Below are 17478 nucleotides of genomic sequence, written 5' to 3'. Positions count from 1 at the left end.
CGATTGCATTAGGATGAAAGGGGTCGCCGTCCGGCGGCCCTTTTCTTTTGTCTCCGGAAGCCCCCATCCATGCCGTTCAGGCGCTCCGACCTCGCCGACCTCAGCTATTTCCTCGCCATCGCGCGGCACCGCAACTTCCGTAAGGCGGCAACGGAGATGGGCGTCAGCGCCTCGGCGCTCAGCCATTCGCTGCGGGGGCTGGAGGAGCGGCTCAAGGTGCGCCTCGTCAACCGCACCAACCGCTCCGTCACCCTGACGGCGGCGGGCGACGACCTGCACGAGGCGATCCGCGATCCCTTCACCGCGATCCACGAGGCCGAGGACCGCCTCAACCTACACCGCGACGCGCCGACGGGCCGCGTGCGGATCAACGTGCCCGACGACGCGGCGACCCAGCTGCTCGCCCCGGTGCTGCCGGAATTCGTGGCGCGCTACCCCGACGTGGAACTCGACATCTGCGTCAACAACGCGATGGTCGACGTCACCGAGGAAGGCTTCGACGCCGGCATCCGCTTCGGCGGGACCGTGCCCGAGGACATGATCGCGCAGCGCCTCTCGGCCGACTTCAACTGGATCATCGCCGGCTCCCCGGCCTATTTCGAGCGCTGCGGCGAGCCCGCGCACCCCGAAGACCTGATGCGCCACCAATGCATCCGCATCCGCCTCGGCAACGACCGCATGTACAAGTGGGAGCTGGAACGCGGCGAGGAAGCCTTCGTGCTCGACGTGCCGGGCGGCGTGACGGTCAACAACGGCGGCGCCAGCCGGGCCATGGCGCTGCAGGGCCTCGGCCTCATCTACATCGCCGAGAACTGCATCGGCGACCTCATCGCGCAGGGCCGCCTGCGTCCCACGCTGACCGAGTGGGCCTCGCCGGGGCCCGGCTATTTCATCTACTATTCCGGCCGCCGCCAGGTCCCGCGGGGCCTGCGCCTGCTGGTCGACCTGATCCGCGAGCTGCGCCCGCTGGGGCTCTAGCCCCCCGCGGTTAGAAGTCCTCGGTGTCGATGCTGGCGAGCAGGGCCTCGGGATAGCGGTGTCCGCTGACGGTCTGCTGGTTGATGAGCACGCCCGCCCGCTCGAGGACGCCCGCGTCGATCGCCATATCCGCCGCCGCGTGGTTCTGGTCGAAATGCGCGATCGTCCGGGTGCCCGGAATGGCGTGGACGTGCTCCGCCTGCGCCAGCACCCAGGCCAGCGCGAGCTGCGCGGGCGTGATCCCGGCCTCGGCGGCGAGCGCGTCGAACTGCGCTATCAGCGGCGCGTTGTGCTCCCAGTTCGCGCCCTGGAAGCGGGGCATGCCGCGCCGCAGGTCCTGCTCGGACAGGGCGGAGGCGTCGCGCAGTTCGCCGCCCAGCGCGCCGCGTCCCACCGGCGAGAAGGCGACGAGGGCGATGCCAAGTTCGCGCGTCGTTTCCAGCACGCCCAGCTCGACGTTGCGCGTCCAGAGCGAATACTCGGTCTGCACCGCCGCCATGGGATGCACCGCATGGGCCTCGCGGATGTGGGCGGACGACCACTCCGACACGCCGTAGGCGCCGATCTTGCCCGCCTCGATGGCGCGGGCCATGGCGCCCGCCGAATCCGCGATCGGCGTGGAACGGTCGAGGCGGTGCATGTAGAACAGGTCGACGTGATCGGTCTTCAGCCGGGCAAGGCTGGCGTCGAGCGAGGTGGTGATCGCCTCGGGGCTGCAGTCCACGCTCCGGCGCGGGCCGTCGACCTTGATGCCGGTCTTGGTGGCGAGCAGGAATTCGCCGCGCCGGTCCATGATCGCCTCGGCCAGAATCTCTTCGCTCACGCCGCCGCCGTAGATGTTGGCGGTGTCGAAGTGGTCGCATCCGGCATCCAGCGCATGGCGCATCAGCGCCACCGCATCCTCGCGGGAAGGGGCGGCGCCATAGGCCCAGGCGACGTTCATGCAGCCGAGCCCGACGGAATGGACCGCGCGCCCTGCGAGAATGCGTTTCGTCATCAGCTCCAGCCGTCCTGTCGTTCGAGATCGGCAGCGAGGTCGCCGATCACGCGGTAGCAGTCAAGCACCTTGGCGACCGAGGAAGAGGGCTCGCGCCCCTCGCGGATGGCGGACACGAACTCGCGATCCTGCAGCTCGATGCCGTTGTTCGACACGGCGACGCCGGTGAGGTCGATCAGCTCCTCCCTGCCGTTCACCAGGTCGTCGTAGCGGGCGATGTAGGTCTCGCTGTCGCCGATGTAGCGGAAGAAGGTGCCGAGCGGGCCGTTGTTGTTGAACGAGAGCGAGAGCGTGCAGATCGCCCCGGTCTCGGCCTTGAGTTGGATCGACATGTCCATGGCGATTCCGAGTTCCGGGTGCTTTGGCCCTTGCATCGCATGGGCGGCGACGATCCGGCCCGACTGGTAGGCGAACAGGTCGATGGTGTGCGCGGCGTGGTGCCAGAGCAGGTGGTCGGTCCACGAGCGCGGCTCGCCCTTGGCGTTCATGTTCTGGCGTCGGAAGAAGTAGGTCTGCACGTCCATCTGCTGCACCGCGAACTCGCCCGCTACGATCCTGTCGTGGACGTACTGGTGCGAGGGATTGAAGCGCCGGGTGTGGCCGACCATGCAGACGAGACCGGTCTCGCGCTGTTTGGCGAGCACCGCCTCGGCGTCGGGCCAGCTGTCGGCGACGGGGATCTCGACCTCGACGTGCTTGCCCGCGTCCATCGCCTGGATCGCCTGGGCCGCGTGCATCGGGGTGGGCGTGGTGAGGATCACCGCGTCCACGTCGGCGCGCTTCAGCGTCTCCTCGTAGCTGTCGGACACGTCGGCGATGCCGTGCTTGTCCGCCAGCTTGCGCGCCTCGTCGATGGAGGCGCTGACGATGGTGGCGACTTCGGCGCCTTCGATCCGGGCGAGCGCGTCGAGGTGCTTCTCGCCGAACGCTCCGGCGCCCACGAGGGCAATACGCATGGGATGTTCTCCTTGGAAATCAGTCGATCAGAGCTTGGGCGGCGCTGCTGTTGCCTTCGATCGTCGGGCTGGGCGGCACCTGGCCGTCGATGGGCTCCAGCACCAGGTGGCCGACCGCGGTGTTGCTCGCGGGGACGTGGTAGAAGCGGTAAAGCTCGCGCGTCTCGCGGCCGAGGGCGCCGCGCATGATGAGCCACATGACCATCTCGATGCCCTCGGAGCCGGTCTCGCGCAGGTATTCGATGTGTGGCACGCGGCGCAGTTCCTGGGTGTCGCCCGAGAGGCGGTCCATGAAGCGGTTGTCCCACTCGCGGTTGATGAGCCCGGCGCGCGGGCCCTGGAGCTGGTGGCTCATGCCGCCGGTGCCCCAGACCTGCACCTTGAGGTCCTCGCTGTAGGACTGCACGGCGCGCGCGATCGCCTCGCCCAGCGCCCAGCAGCGGTTGCCCGACGGCGGCGGGTAAGTGACGACGTTGACGGCGAGCGGGATGACCTTGACCGGCCACCTGTCGACCTTGCCGAACATCATCGTGAGCGGCACGGTGAGGCCGTGGTCGACGTCCATCTCGTTGATGATGGTCATGTCGAACTCGTCGAGGACGAGGCTCTGCGCGATGTGCCAGGCGAGGTCGGGGTGGCCTTCCACGTCGGGCACGGCGCGCGGGCCCCAGCCTTCGTCGGCGGGCTTGTAGCTTTCACCGCAGCCGATGGCGAAAGTCGGGATGATCTTCATGTCGAAGGCGGATGCGTGGTCGTTGTAGACCAGGATCACGACGTCGGGCAGGTTCTCCGCCTCCCACTCCTGCGTGGGCGCGAAGCCCTGCTCGATCGGCTTCCAGTAGGGTTCTTCCCACTTGTCGAAGTCGGACGCGACGCCGAGCGCGGGGATGTGGCTGCAGGCGATGCCGTGGGTGATGCGGGCCATCTCAGCGAAACTCCTCAGTGGCCGCGCCGCCTTCGGCGTCACGGTTGGCCTTTATCGAGCGCGCGCCTTCGGGCGAGCGGCCCCCGGCGATCATCATCGCCTGATAGTCCTCGACCGACATGCCGGTCATCGTCGAGACGGCCTGCAGGAAGCTCAGGCCGTCGCTGGAGAACACCTTGGCGAGGAAGTAGATGTTGCCGCCAAGGTCGAGCAGGCGGTTGTAGTCGCGCGCGAGGACGGCGAGCTTCTGGTCCTCCGTCATCGGCCACTGGTCGAGGTAGGCGCGTTCGCCTGCCTTCCAACGCTCGCGGTTCTCGGCCTTCATCAGGCTCATGGCGAACTGGTTGAGGTGGTAGCCCTCGCGCGCGCGCTTCGCGGTGTAGACGCGCGTGCCGGGAATGTCGTCGAACTCGCCGAGGTATTCGTGGATGTCGCGAGGTCCCGTCACAGCCCGCGCTCCTTCAGCTGCGCGTCGAGGCGCGGGAAGACCTTGCGGGTGTTACCCTCGAAGATCGCATGGCGCTCCTCGTCGGTAACGTCGAGCGCATCGACGTAGCGCTTGGTGTCGTCGAAGTAGTGGCCCGTCGTGGGGTCGATGCCGCGCACGGCGCCGATCATCTCGGATCCGAACAGGATGTTCTTGTTGGCGATCACGTCGGCCAGCAGGTCGATGCCGGGCTGGTGGTAGACGCAGGTGTCGAAGAACACGTTGTTCATCAGGTGCTGGTCGAGGCTGGGCTGCCTGAGCATGTCCGCCAGACCCCTGTAGCGCCCCCAGTGATAAGGCACCGCGCCGCCGCCATGCGGGATGATGAAGCGTAGGGCCGGGAAGCGGGAGAACAGGTCGCCCTGCAGGAGCTGCATGAAGGCCACGGTATCCGCGGCGATGTAGAAGCCGCCGGTGGCGTGCATCGCCGGATTGCACGAGCCCGAGACGTGGATCATCGCCGGCACGTCCAGCTCGCACATCGCCTCGTAAATGGGGAACCAGTATTCGTCGGTCAGCGGCGGGTGATCGAAGTGGCCGCCGCCGGGGTCGGGGTTGAGGTTGCAGCCGATGAAGCCCAGCTCCTCCACGCAGCGGCGCAGTTCGCGCACGCTGGCGGACAGGTCCGCCCCCGGCGACTGCGGCAGCATGCAGACGCCCGCGAACGTCTCGGGGAAGAGGCCGACGACGCGGGCGATAAGGTTGTTGCAATGAAACGCCCACTCGGCCGAAACTGCCTGGTCGCCGACATGGTGCGCCATCGCGCTGGCGCGGGGGCTGAAGATCGTCAGGTCCGCGCCGCGCTCCCTGATGAGCTTGAGCTGGTTCTGCTCGATCGTCTCGCGGATCTCGTCGTCCGAGATGTCGGGGTAGTCGGGGGCGGGTTCACCGGCCTTGAACGCGGCGACCTGCGCCTCGCGCCAGGCGTCGTGCGCCTTGGGGAGCACGGTATAGTGGCCGTGGCAATCGATCACGAGGCTCATGGGTCAGGACTCTCCGGTCGATGGTGTGTTGAATGCTTTTCGGTCGGCGATGGCTGCCAGCTTGGCGGCAAGACCTTCGGGCGGCGGGGCACGGCCGAGGTCGCCCAGTGCCTGCTGCCGGGCGGCGGTGCTTTCGGTCATCAGCGGCGCGATGCCCAGGTCGCGCAGCATGCGGGCGGCTTCGGTCATCTCGGCGGCGCGGCGGCGGCCGTGGACCATCATGCGGTCGAGGTTGTAGTCGGCGCGGGTGGCCCAGTCCTGCGGCTTCTCGCTGGCGTCGAGCGAGGCGAGCACCTCCTCCGCCACGCCTTCGGCATGGGCAGCCAGCATCATCTCGGCGGTCAGCGCCTCCAGGCCTTTGACCATGACCGAGCGGACCAGCTTGATCGCGGAAGCCCTGCCGATCTCCTCGCCAATGACGGCCGTGCTAGTGAAGCCGGCGCCGCGCAGCAGGTGCTCGGCATGGGCGGCATCAGGGCCGGAAATGTTGAGCGGCACGGCCATGCGCGCAGGCGCGACGGGTGCCATCACCGCCACGTCGACGTAGCGGCGGCCAATCTCTGCGAATGCCCGCGCCGCCTCGCGCTTGGTGCCGGGCGCGACCGAGTTCATGTCGCAGAACACCGCATCAGGAGCGATAAGCCCGGCGCATTCGCGCGCGGCGGTCAGCGCCTGATCGGCGGTCACCAGTGATAGGACGAGCGCCGCGCCGGACAGCGCCTCGGCGGCGTCTGCGCAGGGGGTGACCCGCATATCCGCCATGACCTCGCGCCGGTGCGCCGCCACGTCGAATGCAGCCGCGCGCGAACCCCAGGCGCCGGCGCGGGCGAATGTCGATCCGGCCTCGCCGAAGCCGATCAGGGCAATGGAACCTCTCATGCCGCCTGCCTGCTCGCTCAGGGCCGCGCGGGCAAATCGGAAGTGGTCGTTCGCGATAAGGTTTACGTAATCAGGGTGCGAACACTACGCCTTCACGCCCACGTCCCGCGCAGCTGTTTCGAGGTCCGCGAAGAACTCCGCCTGCACCTCGGTGGGGCGCAGCGAGGCGCGGGTGGTCATGCCGATGGTTCGGGCGAATTCGCCGGGCAGGCGGGCCAGTTCGCTGAGCCAGCCAGCTTCGATCTCGACCTGCACCTGGTCGGGCGAGAGCAGGGCCAGGAAGTCGCCGCCCATCATCACCTGCCGGATCATCATGACCGATCCGCACTCGACCGGCACCAGCGGCAGCGCCAGCCCGCGCGCGGCGAAGTAGCGCTCGAAACTGTCGCGCAAGGGCGCGCCGTGCGGGGGAAGGGTGAAGGGGTAGCGCGCCATGTCCGCCGCCTGGGGCGCGGTCCCGGCGAGCGGATGCCCGCTGCGCGCGAAGAACGCGGGCACGTCGTCGAACAGCGGCTGCTGCACGAGGTCGGTTTCCACCAGCGGATCGCGCAGGGCGCCGACCATGACGTCGAGCGTGCCGTTGCGCAGCGGCTCGACCAGTTCGGCGCGCGACCCCTCGACGATGGTGAGCCGTACCTGCGGGCGGCGCGCCAGGAAGCGGGCGACGGCTGCGGGCAGGATACGGGCGCGCGACAGCGGCATCGCGCCGATGGAGATGCGCCGCGTCTCGTGCCCGCGCAGCGCCGCGACTTCGGAAAGGCCGGCTTCCAGCTCGACCTGCGCCAGCCGGAACTCGCGCGCGAGCTGGGTGCCGGCCTCGGTGGTGATGACGAACTTGCCCCGCCGCACCACCAGCGGGCGGCGCAGCGCGAGCGCAAGGTCGCTCACCGCGCGGTGGATGGAAGGGAGCGACAGTCCGGTCTCCTGGCTGGCGCCCGCGTAGCTCCCGGTCTCGGCCAGCGCCAGCATCGCGCGCAGGCGCGACATGGTGACGTGCGGGCTGCGGATATGGGCGAGCGCGGCTTCGATGCGGGGCGCAAGGATCTCCCCGGCCTGTGTCGGGATCATGCCGTCGTGCCGCCGCTCGAACAGCGATGCGCCAAGCTGCATCTCGAGTCGACCAAGCGCCTGTGTTATCGCGGGCTGGCTCAGGTTGACCGCAATCGCCGCCGCGTTGACGGTGCCCAATTCCGCTATTTTGGCGGCAGCCCGCAAGTGCCGCAGGTTGAGGCTCCAGATATCCATGGTGCCCGGCATAGCGCGGTGATTAGTCAAATCCAATCGCACTTGCGCAAGTTCTCTTTCCCCCGCGCGGCGCCGTGCCCCATCTGTCGGGGGCAGCGAAGGAGTGCATGGCATGAGTGGTATCGTCGTCCAGAACATCGAGCGCGCCGACCCGGCGGTGATCGACGGGCTCGCCCGCTGCGGCGTCTCCACCGTCCACGAGGCGCAGGGCCGCACCGGCCTCCTCGCCAGCCACATGCGTCCGATCTACAGCGGCGCGCGCATCGCCGGCTCGGCCGTCACGATCAGCGCGGCACCGGGCGACAACTGGATGGTCCACGTCGCGATCGAGCAGTTGAAGGACGGCGACATCCTCGTGCTCGCGCCCACGTCTCCGTGCGAGGACGGCTACTTCGGCGACCTGCTGGCGACCAGTGCGATGGCGCGCGGTTGCCGGGGCCTGGTGATCGACGCCGGCGTTCGCGACGTGCGCGACCTGACCGAGATGGGCTTCCCCGTCTGGTCCAAGGCGATCTGCGCGCAAGGTACGGTCAAGAACACGCTGGGTAGCGTCAATGTCCCTCTCGTGTGCGCCAATGCCGCCGTGCGGCCCGGCGACGTGATCGTCGCGGATGACGACGGCGTCTGCGTCGTCCCGCGCGAAAAAGCGGCGCAAGTCCTGGCCGCAGCGCAGGCGCGGGAGGCCAACGAGGCGGATAAGCGCGAGAAGCTCGCCAGCGGGATACTCGGCCTCGACATGTACAAGATGCGGGAAAGGCTGGAGAAGGAAGGGCTCCGCTATGTCTGAAGCCCGCTGCATGTGGATGCGCGGCGGGACCTCCAAGGGCGGCTACTTCCTCAAGGATGACCTCCCCGCCGACACCGCCGCGCGCGATGCGTTCCTGCTCGGCGTCATGGGCTCGCCCGACCCGCGCCAGATCGACGGCATGGGCGGCGCCGATCCGCTGACGAGCAAGGTGGCAGTGGTCAGTAAGTCCGCGCGCGAGGGGATCGACGTCGACTACCTGTTCCTGCAGGTCTTCGTCGACGAGGCGATCGTCTCGGACGCGCAGAACTGCGGCAACATCCTCGCCGGCGTCGGCCCCTTCGCGATCGAGCGCGGACTGGTGGCGGCGACTGGCGACGAAACGCGCGTGGCGATCTTCATGGAGAACACCGGCCAGGTCGCCGTCGCCGCGGTGCAGACGCCGGGCGGCGTGGTCACCTACCGGGGCGAGGCCGCGATCGATGGCGTTCCCGGCACGCATGCACCGATCCCGCTGGAGTTCCGCGACACCGCCGGTTCCTCGTGCGGGGCGCTGCTGCCGACCGGCAACGCGGTGGACGTGGTGGATGGCGTGGCAGTCACGCTCATCGACAACGGCATGCCCTGCGTGGTGATGAAGGCCGCCGACGTGGGCGTGACGGGTTACGAGGACCGGGAAACCCTCGACGCCGACACCGCGCTCAAGGCGCGGATCGAGGCGATCCGCTTGGCCGTGGGCGAGCGGATGAACCTCGGCGACGTGTCGGACAAGTCGGTGCCCAAGATGATGCTCGTCGCGGCTCCGAGAAACGGCGGCGCAGTCACCGTGCGCAGCTTCATTCCGCACCGCGCCCACGCCACCATCGGCGTGCTCGGCGCCGTCTCTGTCGCCACCGCCTGCCTGATCGAGGGCTCGCCCGCCGCCGAGGTGGCGCAGGTTCCGGGGGGGGGACGCAAGACGCTCTCTGTCGAGCACCTGACCGGCGAGATGAGCTGCGTGCTCGAAACCGACGAAACCGGCGCCGTCACCAGCGCCGCCCTGCTGCGCACCGCGCGCAAGCTGATGGACGGAACAGTCTATGTCTGATCGCATCGTTTCCTGGCACGCCAGTCCCAGCCAGCCGCGCTATACGCCGCCCGCAGGCGCCGTTGATGCGCATTGCCACGTCTTCGGGCCGATGGCGCAGTTCCCGTTCAGCACCAGGGCCAAGTACCTCCCCGAGGATGCCGGACCGGACAAGCTGTTCGCCCTGCGCGATCACCTCGGCTTCGCGCGCAACGTGATCGTGCAGGCCAGCTGCCACGGCACCGACAACGCCGCCGCGCTCGATGCCATCGCGAAGTCGGAAGGCCGGGCGAGGGGCGTCGCGGTGGTCGACCCGGCGATTTCCGAGGCCGAACTCGCCGCGCTGCACGAGGGCGGCATGCGCGGCATACGCTTCAACTTCCTCAAGCGCCTCGTCGACGATGCGCCCAAGGACAGGTTCCTCGAAGTCGCCTCGCGCCTGCCCGAAGGCTGGCATGTGGTGATCTATTTCGAGGCGGACATCCTGCACGACCTGCGCCCGTTCATGGACGCGATCCCGGTGCCCCTCATGATCGACCATATGGGCCGCCCCGACGTGACGCGGGGTCCGGACGGCGCGGACATGATGGCTTTCCGGGGGCTGCTCGATTCCCGGCAGGACATCTGGTTCAAGGCGACCTGCCCGGACCGGCTCGATCCGGCGGGCGATCCGTGGGACGCCTTCGCTTCCGCCGTCGCGCCGCTGGTGGCGGACTACCCCGATCGCGTGCTCTGGGGCACCGATTGGCCGCATCCGAACATGCAGGATGCGGTTCCCGACGACGGCCACCTCGTCGACATGATCCCCCGTATCGCGCCAAGCCTGGACCTGCAGACGCGGATGCTGGTGACCAATCCCATGCGCCTTTACTGGCCCGAGGAGGTCTGACGGCGGCAGGGAAGAACGCCTCGGCGCGCTTACTTGTTCAAATATGCGAGTAAGTCGCATTAGCAGTGGCAATGCCCCGAGGGTCGCTTATGTAGGTCTTCAAGCACTGCCAAAGCGATGGAGGCCAAGACCTTATGGATACCCGGCGCGAGTCCGACAGCATCGGTGAAATCGAAGTTCCTGCCTCTGCCTACTGGGGGGCGCAGACGCAGCGCAGCATCGAGAATTTCCCCTTCGGCGCGTCCGAGCGGATGCCGATCGCGATCGTCCACGCCCTCGCGCTGGTCAAGCAGGCGGCGGCGCGGGTCAACCGCAAGCACGGGCTTGACGCGAAGCTGGCCGACGCCATCGAGGCGGCGGCGGCGGGGATCGTCGCGGGCCAGCTCGACGACCAGTTCCCGCTGGTCATCTGGCAGACCGGCAGCGGCACCCAGACCAACATGAACCTCAACGAGGTCATCGCCGGACGCGCCAACGAGGTGCTGACCGGCAAGCGCGGCGGCAAGTCGCCGGTCCACCCCAACGACCACGTCAACATGGGCCAGTCCTCGAACGACAGCTTCCCGACCGCGCTGCACGTTGCCGCCGCGCGCGCGGTGACCGACACGCTGTTCCCGGCGCTCGACCATTTGTTCGCCACGCTGGATGCCAAGGCGAAAGCCTGGGCCGACATCGTCAAGATCGGCCGCACCCACCTGCAGGACGCCACCCCGGTGACGCTGGGCCAGGAGTTCTCCGGCTACGCCCAGCAACTCAAGCTTGCGAAGCTGCGCATCGCGCCTGCCGTGTCCGAGGGCATGGCCGCACTGGCGCAGGGCGGCACGGCGGTCGGCACCGGCCTCAACGCCGCGCCGGGCTTCGACGTCGACGTGGCCGCCGAACTCTCGCGGCTGACGGGGCTGGCGTTCCATCCGGCCGAGAACAAGTTCGAGGCGCTGGCCTCCAATGATCCGCTCGTCCACCTCTCGTCCACGCTGGCGACGCTGGCCGTGGCGCTGACCAAGATCGCCAACGATGTGCGCTGGCTGGGCTCCGGTCCGCGCTCGGGGCTGGGCGAACTCGACCTTCCTGCCAACGAGCCGGGCAGTTCGATCATGCCGGGCAAGGTCAATCCGACCCAGTGCGAGATGCTGACGATGGTCTCCGCGCAGGTCATCGGCAACCACCAGGCCGCGACCATCGGCGGCCTGCAGGGCGCATTCGAGCTGAACGTGTTCAAGCCGCTGATTGGCGCTGCGGTGATCCGCTCGATCGACCTGCTCTCGGTCGGCATGGTCAGCTTCGCGGAGCGCTGCGTCGAGGGCATCGAGCCCAACCGCGCGCGCATTGCCGAACTGCTCGACCGCTCGCTGATGCTGGTCACCGCGCTGGCGCCCGAGATCGGCTATGATAATGCCGCCACGATCGCCAAGCATGCCCACGCCGAAGGCCAGACGCTCAAGCAGGCGGCTTTGGACCTGGGTCTGGTGGACGAAGCGACCTTCGACCGCGTGGTTCGCCCGGAAACGATGATCTGATCGGTATGCGTTGAACCGCCGTCCCTGAGGAGACGGGGATGGCGGCCGCCTGCTCTAATTTTTGCAACGATCCGTTCCGATCATTGCGTTTGATCGATAGGGGGCAAGCGGGCAGGGAGGGGCTATGATGCGGCGCATGTCGCCTCATCGCCCGTCCCCTGCCGCGCCCACCGATCGTGAGACCATGGCCGAAACCCCCGCTGAGGCGCCGACCGCCGCAGTTCCCCAGAGTGCCGATGAGATCGCCGCCGCCGCCGGGGCGCGTGGCCTGTCGATCCTGCCCGAGTGCGAGGCGGGCGTCTCTGCGAACCTCGCGCTGCTGGCTCGCCATGCGCGGACCATGCGCCAGATGCCGACGGCGACGCAGGCATGATGGGCATCCACGAGATAGCTTCCGCCGTCCGCGCCGGGACACTGAGCGCGCGCGCGCTCGTCGAAGAGTGCCTCTGCGCACTGGTTCAGGCCGACCGCGACCTCATCGCCGTCACCCGCGTGCTCCACGACCGTGCCCGGGCCGAGGCCGACGCGGTCGACGCGATGGTGGCCGCCGGGCAGGACCCGGGGCCGCTCGCGGGGGTGCCGTACGGCGTCAAGGACCTGTTCGACCTTGCCGGGCTGCCGACCACTGCCGGTTCGACTCTCTATGCCGACGCCGCGCCTGCGCTGGCCGATGCGGAGGCCGTGGCGCGCCTTAAGGCGGCGGGCGCGGTCGTCGTCGCCACGCTCAACATGGACGAGTTCGCCTACGGCTTCGCTACCATCAACGCCGCTTATGGTACCACCCGCAATCCCCACGACATCGCGCGGCTCGCGGGCGGGTCGTCGGGCGGATCGGCGGCGGTGGTCGCGGCGGGGCTTCTGCCGTTTGCCCTGGGCTCCGACACCAACGGCTCGATCCGCGTGCCCGCCAGCCTGACCGGCGTCTACGGTCTCAAGCCCACCAACCGCGACCTGCCGCTCGCTGGCGTGTTCCCCTTCGCCGAGAGTTTCGACGACATCGGACCCTTCACCCGCTCGGTGGAGGACATGGAACTGGTCTGGCAGGTGCTCGCAGGACGCGAAGTCGCTCCGACCGGGAAAGCGCCTCGCCTCGCCCGTCTCGGCGGCCGGTTCCGTGAGAACGCCGACGCCGACCAGCTTGCCGCAATCGACGCCATCGCGCCCGGCGCGCCCCTGGTCGAACTCCCCGAGATCGCCCGGGCCCGCTCCGCCGCGTTCCTCATCACCGCCTACGAGGGCGGCACGCTGCACCGCGAGGCTCTGGCCGCCGATGCCATGGCCTTCGACCCGCAGGTCCGCGACCGCCTGCTCGCTGGTGCTTTGCTGCCGGACGCGCTCTATGCGGAGGCGCAGGCATTTCGCGCCGAATACCGCGCCCGGATCGAGGCGCTGGTGGCCGATTACGACGTGCTGCTCGCCCCCGCGACGCCGACCACGGCGCCGCTGGTCGAGGACCCGCGCATCGAGATCGACGGGGCCATGTCGGCTGCGCGCGCGGACCTCGGCATTCATACCCAGCCGATCAGTTTCACCGGATTGCCGTCGCTGGCGGTTCCGCTCTACCGTCCGGGAAAATTGCCGATCGGCCTCCAGCTGATCGGCGGACCGGGACGCGAGGCGGACCTGTTCGCCTTCGCCGCCACATTGGAAGCGCAGGGTGTGACGGGGTTCAGCGCGCCTGAAGAACTCGTCGTCCCAGCGCAGGCTGGGACTGCCGGGTACTCTTGAAGACGAATATCGAAAGACGCCGCAGGGGGCGGCGGAAGGGGCAAGCGTGACGCAGACACAGACCATGTCGGACACACCCGAGGCACCGCCTTCGGGCAGGCTCGACCGCTATTTCTCGCTCACCGCGCGCGGCACCACCGCGCGTACCGAGGTGCTGGCGGGGATGACCACCTTCCTCACCATGGCCTATATCGTGCTGGTCAATCCGGCGATCCTGGGCAGCGCGGGCATGCCGGTCGCCTCGGTGGCGGCGGCGACCTGCTTCGCGGCCGCCTTCGCCTCGATCCTGATGGGCTTCGTCGCCAACGTGCCCCTCGCGCTGGCGCCGGGCATGGGGCTCAACGCCTACTTCAGCTTCACCGTGGTGCAGCAGATGGGCGTGCCCTGGCCCGTCGCGCTGGGCTGCGTGTTCATCTCGGGCGTCGCCTTCCTAGTGCTGACGCTGACGGGCGTGCGCCAGCTGATCGTCTCGTCGATCCCGCAGTACCTGTTCGCCGCCGTGGCAGGCGGCATCGGCCTGTTCATCGGTTTCATCGGCTTCAAGGACGCCGGCATCGTCGTCGCCAACCCGGCGACTTTCGTGGCGCTGGGCGACCTCAAGGCCCCCGGCGCGGCGCTGGCGATCTTCGGCCTCGTGGTGATCGGCGCGCTGAGCGTGTGGAACGTGCGCGGCGCGATGCTGGTCGGCATCGTCGCGACCACGCTGGTCGGCTGGATCGCGGGCATGGTCTCGGTCAGCCCCGAGCCCTATTCGCTTGCCGCGCTGACCGGCACGGCCTTCCAGCTCGACCTTGGCGGCGTGTTCGGCCTTTCGGGCAAGCACGGGCTGGGGCTGCTCGAAATCCTGTTCGTGTTCCTGTTCGTCGACCTGTTCGACAACATCGGCACGCTCGTCGCCGTCACCAAGCGCGCCGGGCTGATGGACGCCGCGGGCCGCATTCCCGGCCTCAACCGTATCCTCGTCACCGATGCGGTCGCGACCATCGTCGGCTCGATGGCAGGCACCAGCACCGTCACCAGCTACGTCGAGAGCGCGGCGGGCGTGCAGGCGGGCGGGCGCACTGGCCTCACCGCCGTGGTCACCGGCGTGCTGTTCCTGGCGACGATGTTCGTGGCGCCTTACGCCCAGCTGATCCCGCTGGCGGCGACCGCCCCGGCGCTTATCATCGTCGGCGGCCTGATGCTGCTGCCGCTGACCGAGGTCGAGTGGGAGGACCCGCTTTCGGCGATCCCCGCGTTCCTCACCGTCGCGATGATCCCGCTGACCTTCTCCATCGCTAACGGCCTCGCCTTCGGCATCACCGCTCACTGCGCGCTCAAGATCGTGCGTGGTTCGTTCGCGAAGAAGGATTGGTTCCTGCTAGTGCTGGCCCTGCTCTTCGTCGCCCGCTTCGTCTGGATGGGAGGCGCCTGATGCGCTCGTTCGCATTGACTGCCGCCGCCGCGCTCGCGCTTTTCGCCGCCCCCGCACTGGCGGAGGAGCGGCTCGACCTCACCCCGCGTACCTTGGTGATGACCGCTTATCAGCCCGAATGGAACGCGCTCGTCCACGCCGTGATGGGGGGCAAGGAGTACCAGATCAACGGCATGACCTACCTCACCGGCACGCTGGAAGGTAAGCCGATCCTGCTGATGCAGAGCGGCGTCTCGATCGTGAACGCGGCGATGAACACGCAGCTCGTGATCGACAGGTTCACCGTCAAGCGCATCGTCTTTTCCGGCATCGCGGGCGGAGTGGACCCCAACCTCTCGATCGGCGACGTTATCGTGCTGGAGGACTGGGGCCAGTACCTGGAAGCCAACTTCGCGCGCAAGGATGGCTACGGGGACACGCCGGGCTGGAAGTCGCCAGAGCCGGTCGCGCCCGAGGCTCCGGCGAACTGGAACTTCATCTTTCCGCGCGGGGTGACCGTCGCCAATGCCGCGACGCCGATGAAGCGGATCTTCAAGTTCCCGATGGACCCGGCCTTGCTCGCGCTCGCCCGCAAGGTGGCGCCCAAGGTTTCCATGGAGCGCTGCGTGCCGCCATCGCCGACGCAGCTTCCCGACACCGAACTGTGCCTCGCCAAGCCGCCCAAGGTCGTCGTCGGCGGCACCGGCGTCAGCGCGGGTATCTACGCGGACAACGCCGAGTTTCGCGAGTATCTCTACAAGGCCTGGAACGCCCGCGTGCTCGACATGGAGAGCGGCGCGGTGGCGCAGGTCGCCTATGCCAACCAGGTGCCGACCATCGTGTTCCGCTCGCTGTGCGACCTTGCCGGGGGCGACAGGCACAAGAACATGGAGGACACTTACGAGCATCTCGCCGCGGTGAACTCCGCGCATGTCGTGCGCGCCTTCGTGGCCGCGCTGCCGGATTGAGGACCTGACGACATGAAGACCGTAACCGCCGAGAACGGCATCGTCACCGCACCGCACTTCCTGGCCGCACAGGCCGGGCGCGATGTGCTGGCCGATGGCGGGAACGCCGTCGAGGCCTGCGTCGCGGTCGCCGCCACGCTTGCCGTCGTCTACCCGCACATGACCGGGATCGGCGGCGACGGTTTCTGGGTGATCCGCGAGCCTGACGGGCGCGTCCACTCGATCCACGGCTGCGGCGGAGCGGCCGCGAGCGCCGACCTGTCGCTCTACGCGGGCCTCGATGCCGTGCCGACGCGCGGACCGCTGGCGGCGAATACGGTGGCGGGGACGATCTCCGGCTGGGCGGCGGCGCTGAGCGGAGAGGGCTGCACGATGCCGCTCGGCCGCCTGCTGCGCGACGCGATCGAGCATGCCGAGATCGGCATTTCGGTAACGTCCGGCGGCGCCGGGATCGCGGCGGCCAAGGGCGGCGAACTGCGCGGCCAGCCGGGCGCCTATGCCACGATCTTCGAGCCCGAGGGCCGCCCGCTCGTCGAAGGCGACGTGCTGCGCCAGCCGCTGCTGGGCGAAACGCTGCGCTCGCTCGCCGCGAATGGCCTCGACGATTTCTACCGCGGCGAGCTTGCGGCCCTGATCGCGCAGGACCTTGCGACGCTGGGCAGCCCGGTGTCGCTGGCCGACCTTGAGGCGCACGCCGCCGCCCGGCCGGACCCGCTGCACACGGTGATTTCCGGCGCCGCGCTCTACAATTCCACGCCGCCGACGCAGGGCTTCGCCGCGCTGATGATCCTCGCGCTGTTCGACCGCCTCGAGGCCGAGGCGCCCGACGGTTTCGACCACGTCCACGGGCTCATCGAGGCGACCAAGCAGGCGTTCCTGCTGCGCGACGTGCATGTCGGCGACCCGACCTACACCGACTTCGATTTCCAGGGCCTGCTTTCCGATCCTGCGGCGCTCGCCGAACTCGCCGCGCGGATCGACCCCGCCAAGGCGCTGCCCTGGCCGCAGCCGCCGCAGTGGGGCGACACGTGCTGGTTCGGCGCGGCCGACAGCGAGGGCAGGGTGGTCTCCTGTATCCAGTCCACCTATTTCGAATTCGGCTCCGGCCTCGTGCTGCCGCAGACCGGGATCACCTGGCAGAACCGGGGCAGCTCGTTCCGCCTTGCGACAGCCGGCTGGAACGCCCTGAAGCCCGGCCGCAAGCCGTTCCACACCCTCAACCCCGCGCTCGCCGTGTTCGAGGACGGCCGTGTCATGGCCTACGGCACCATGGGCGGTGAGGGCCAGCCGCAGACGCAGGCCGCGCTGTTCAGCCGCTACGCCCGCTTCGGGGTGGACCTTCAGGAAGCGATCAGCGCCCCGCGCTGGCTGCTGGGCCGCACCTGGGGCGAGCAGTCGACGACGCTCAAGCTGGAGGACGGCTTCGACGAAACGCTCTACGTGCAGCTGGCGGAGGCCGGGCACGATGTCGAGCGCGTCGGCCCGCTGACGGCGACGATGGGCCATGCCGGTGCCGTCGTGCGCCTCGCCGACGGCACCTTCCAGGGCGCCACCGATCCGCGCAGCGACGGCGGCGTGATGCCGTGGTGAGCGACCTCCTTCCCGGCGGAGCCCGCGCCGTCGCCCGCTGCGATGCGCTGCGGTTCGCGCCCTACAGCGACATGGAAGGCGGGCTTTTCCGCGCTTACCTGACGCCCTCTTACGCCGCTTCGCAGGAGGTGA

General features: G+C 68.8%; 17 protein-coding genes. 10 read left to right on the top strand and 7 right to left on the bottom strand.

Annotation, left to right across the window (positions count from 1 at the left end):
* Positions 1-69: 69 nt before the first annotated feature.
* Positions 70-978, top strand: coding sequence for a LysR family transcriptional regulator (locus PMI02_RS24495; RefSeq protein WP_007688109.1), 909 nt, complete (start codon positions 70-72; stop codon positions 976-978).
* 10 nt (positions 979-988) lie between these two features.
* Here PMI02_RS24495 and PMI02_RS24490 read toward each other — a convergent pair whose 3' ends face one another.
* From PMI02_RS24490 to PMI02_RS24460, 7 genes are all read right to left on the bottom strand, one after another.
* Positions 989-1975: an aldo/keto reductase gene (locus tag PMI02_RS24490; RefSeq protein WP_007688106.1), complete on the bottom strand. Its 987-nt coding sequence runs from the start codon at positions 1973-1975 to the stop codon at positions 989-991.
* Positions 1975-2931: a Gfo/Idh/MocA family oxidoreductase gene (locus tag PMI02_RS24485; RefSeq protein ID WP_007688104.1), complete on the bottom strand. Its 957-nt coding sequence runs from the start codon at positions 2929-2931 to the stop codon at positions 1975-1977. Before PMI02_RS24485 ends, PMI02_RS24490 begins: the two co-directional genes overlap by 1 nt.
* A gap of 19 nt (positions 2932-2950) precedes the next feature.
* Positions 2951-3856 carry a class III extradiol dioxygenase subunit beta gene (locus PMI02_RS24480; RefSeq protein WP_007688102.1) on the bottom strand — a complete coding sequence of 302 codons (906 nt, stop codon included), beginning with the start codon at positions 3854-3856 and terminating at the stop codon, positions 2951-2953.
* A 1-nt stretch (position 3857) separates the two neighbouring features.
* Complete coding sequence (gene ligA, locus PMI02_RS24475; RefSeq protein WP_007688100.1) at positions 3858-4304, bottom strand: protocatechuate 4,5-dioxygenase subunit alpha; 447 nt, start codon at positions 4302-4304, stop codon at positions 3858-3860.
* Positions 4301-5326: an amidohydrolase family protein gene (locus PMI02_RS24470; protein ID WP_007688098.1), complete on the bottom strand. Its 1026-nt coding sequence runs from the start codon at positions 5324-5326 to the stop codon at positions 4301-4303. The genes ligA and PMI02_RS24470 overlap by 4 nt, the downstream gene beginning before the upstream one ends.
* Positions 5327-5329: 3 nt before the next feature.
* Positions 5330-6205: an NAD(P)-dependent oxidoreductase gene (locus tag PMI02_RS24465; protein WP_007688097.1), complete on the bottom strand. Its 876-nt coding sequence runs from the start codon at positions 6203-6205 to the stop codon at positions 5330-5332.
* Positions 6206-6289: 84 nt separating this feature from the next.
* Entirely contained in the window at positions 6290-7450 is a 1161-nt protein-coding gene (locus PMI02_RS24460; RefSeq protein WP_036505391.1) for a LysR family transcriptional regulator, read from the bottom strand.
* A gap of 112 nt (positions 7451-7562) precedes the next feature.
* On the opposite strand from PMI02_RS24460, the gene ligK reads away from it, so the two are divergent.
* The 9 genes from ligK (at position 7563) to PMI02_RS24415 (ending at position 17346) form a co-directional block, all read left to right on the top strand.
* Positions 7563-8237 (top strand): 4-carboxy-4-hydroxy-2-oxoadipate aldolase/oxaloacetate decarboxylase, encoded by a 675-nt coding sequence (ligK, locus tag PMI02_RS24455; protein WP_007688095.1) that lies wholly within the window; start codon positions 7563-7565, stop codon positions 8235-8237.
* On the top strand, positions 8230-9282 hold the full coding sequence (locus tag PMI02_RS24450; RefSeq protein ID WP_007688094.1) for a 4-oxalomesaconate tautomerase: 1053 nt from the start codon (positions 8230-8232) through the stop codon (positions 9280-9282). The genes ligK and PMI02_RS24450 overlap by 8 nt, the downstream gene beginning before the upstream one ends.
* Positions 9275-10150, top strand: a complete 876-nt coding sequence (locus tag PMI02_RS24445; protein ID WP_007688093.1) for an amidohydrolase family protein — start codon at positions 9275-9277, stop codon at positions 10148-10150. Before PMI02_RS24450 ends, PMI02_RS24445 begins: the two co-directional genes overlap by 8 nt.
* 134 nt (positions 10151-10284) lie before the next feature.
* Positions 10285-11667: a class II fumarate hydratase gene (fumC, locus tag PMI02_RS24440; protein WP_007688092.1), complete on the top strand. Its 1383-nt coding sequence runs from the start codon at positions 10285-10287 to the stop codon at positions 11665-11667.
* Between the two features lie 184 nt (positions 11668-11851).
* Positions 11852-12040 (top strand): hypothetical protein, encoded by a 189-nt coding sequence (locus PMI02_RS24435; protein ID WP_036505375.1) that lies wholly within the window; start codon positions 11852-11854, stop codon positions 12038-12040.
* Positions 12037-13395: an AtzE family amidohydrolase gene (locus PMI02_RS24430; RefSeq protein WP_007688090.1), complete on the top strand. Its 1359-nt coding sequence runs from the start codon at positions 12037-12039 to the stop codon at positions 13393-13395. Before PMI02_RS24435 ends, PMI02_RS24430 begins: the two co-directional genes overlap by 4 nt.
* Before the next feature lie 64 nt (positions 13396-13459).
* Entirely contained in the window at positions 13460-14809 is a 1350-nt protein-coding gene (locus PMI02_RS24425; RefSeq protein WP_036505372.1) for an NCS2 family permease, read from the top strand.
* Positions 14809-15756 carry a 5'-methylthioadenosine/S-adenosylhomocysteine nucleosidase gene (locus tag PMI02_RS24420; RefSeq protein WP_007688088.1) on the top strand — a complete coding sequence of 316 codons (948 nt, stop codon included), beginning with the start codon at positions 14809-14811 and terminating at the stop codon, positions 15754-15756. The genes PMI02_RS24425 and PMI02_RS24420 overlap by 1 nt, the downstream gene beginning before the upstream one ends.
* 12 nt (positions 15757-15768) lie before the next feature.
* On the top strand, positions 15769-17346 hold the full coding sequence (locus PMI02_RS24415; protein WP_007688078.1) for a gamma-glutamyltransferase family protein: 1578 nt from the start codon (positions 15769-15771) through the stop codon (positions 17344-17346).
* The last annotated feature ends 132 nt before the right edge of the window (positions 17347-17478 follow it).

Source organism: Novosphingobium sp. AP12 (genome assembly GCF_000281975.1).
Lineage (GTDB): Bacteria > Pseudomonadota > Alphaproteobacteria > Sphingomonadales > Sphingomonadaceae > Novosphingobium.
The sequence above is the reverse complement of the archived record's forward strand: the minus strand, read 5'-3'. Positions and strand labels throughout refer to the sequence as shown.

What these genes read in the sequence shown, in the direction of transcription:
- PMI02_RS24495 (WP_007688109.1), top strand. Translation starts at nt 70, where the DNA reads ATGCCGTTCAGGCGCTCCGACCTCGCCGACCTCAGCTATTTCCTCGCC.
- PMI02_RS24490 (WP_007688106.1), bottom strand. Translation starts at nt 1,975, where the DNA reads ATGACGAAACGCATTCTCGCAGGGCGCGCGGTCCATTCCGTCGGGCTC.
- PMI02_RS24485 (WP_007688104.1), bottom strand. Translation starts at nt 2,931, where the DNA reads ATGCGTATTGCCCTCGTGGGCGCCGGAGCGTTCGGCGAGAAGCACCTC.
- PMI02_RS24480 (WP_007688102.1), bottom strand. Translation starts at nt 3,856, where the DNA reads ATGGCCCGCATCACCCACGGCATCGCCTGCAGCCACATCCCCGCGCTC.
- PMI02_RS24470 (WP_007688098.1), bottom strand. Translation starts at nt 5,326, where the DNA reads ATGAGCCTCGTGATCGATTGCCACGGCCACTATACCGTGCTCCCCAAG.
- PMI02_RS24465 (WP_007688097.1), bottom strand. Translation starts at nt 6,205, where the DNA reads ATGAGAGGTTCCATTGCCCTGATCGGCTTCGGCGAGGCCGGATCGACA.
- PMI02_RS24460 (WP_036505391.1), bottom strand. Translation starts at nt 7,450, where the DNA reads ATGGATATCTGGAGCCTCAACCTGCGGCACTTGCGGGCTGCCGCCAAA.
- ligK (WP_007688095.1), top strand. Translation starts at nt 7,563, where the DNA reads ATGAGTGGTATCGTCGTCCAGAACATCGAGCGCGCCGACCCGGCGGTG.
- PMI02_RS24450 (WP_007688094.1), top strand. Translation starts at nt 8,230, where the DNA reads ATGTCTGAAGCCCGCTGCATGTGGATGCGCGGCGGGACCTCCAAGGGC.
- PMI02_RS24445 (WP_007688093.1), top strand. Translation starts at nt 9,275, where the DNA reads ATGTCTGATCGCATCGTTTCCTGGCACGCCAGTCCCAGCCAGCCGCGC.
- fumC (WP_007688092.1), top strand. Translation starts at nt 10,285, where the DNA reads ATGGATACCCGGCGCGAGTCCGACAGCATCGGTGAAATCGAAGTTCCT.
- PMI02_RS24435 (WP_036505375.1), top strand. Translation starts at nt 11,852, where the DNA reads ATGGCCGAAACCCCCGCTGAGGCGCCGACCGCCGCAGTTCCCCAGAGT.
- PMI02_RS24430 (WP_007688090.1), top strand. Translation starts at nt 12,037, where the DNA reads ATGATGGGCATCCACGAGATAGCTTCCGCCGTCCGCGCCGGGACACTG.
- PMI02_RS24425 (WP_036505372.1), top strand. Translation starts at nt 13,460, where the DNA reads ATGTCGGACACACCCGAGGCACCGCCTTCGGGCAGGCTCGACCGCTAT.
- PMI02_RS24420 (WP_007688088.1), top strand. Translation starts at nt 14,809, where the DNA reads ATGCGCTCGTTCGCATTGACTGCCGCCGCCGCGCTCGCGCTTTTCGCC.
- PMI02_RS24415 (WP_007688078.1), top strand. Translation starts at nt 15,769, where the DNA reads ATGAAGACCGTAACCGCCGAGAACGGCATCGTCACCGCACCGCACTTC.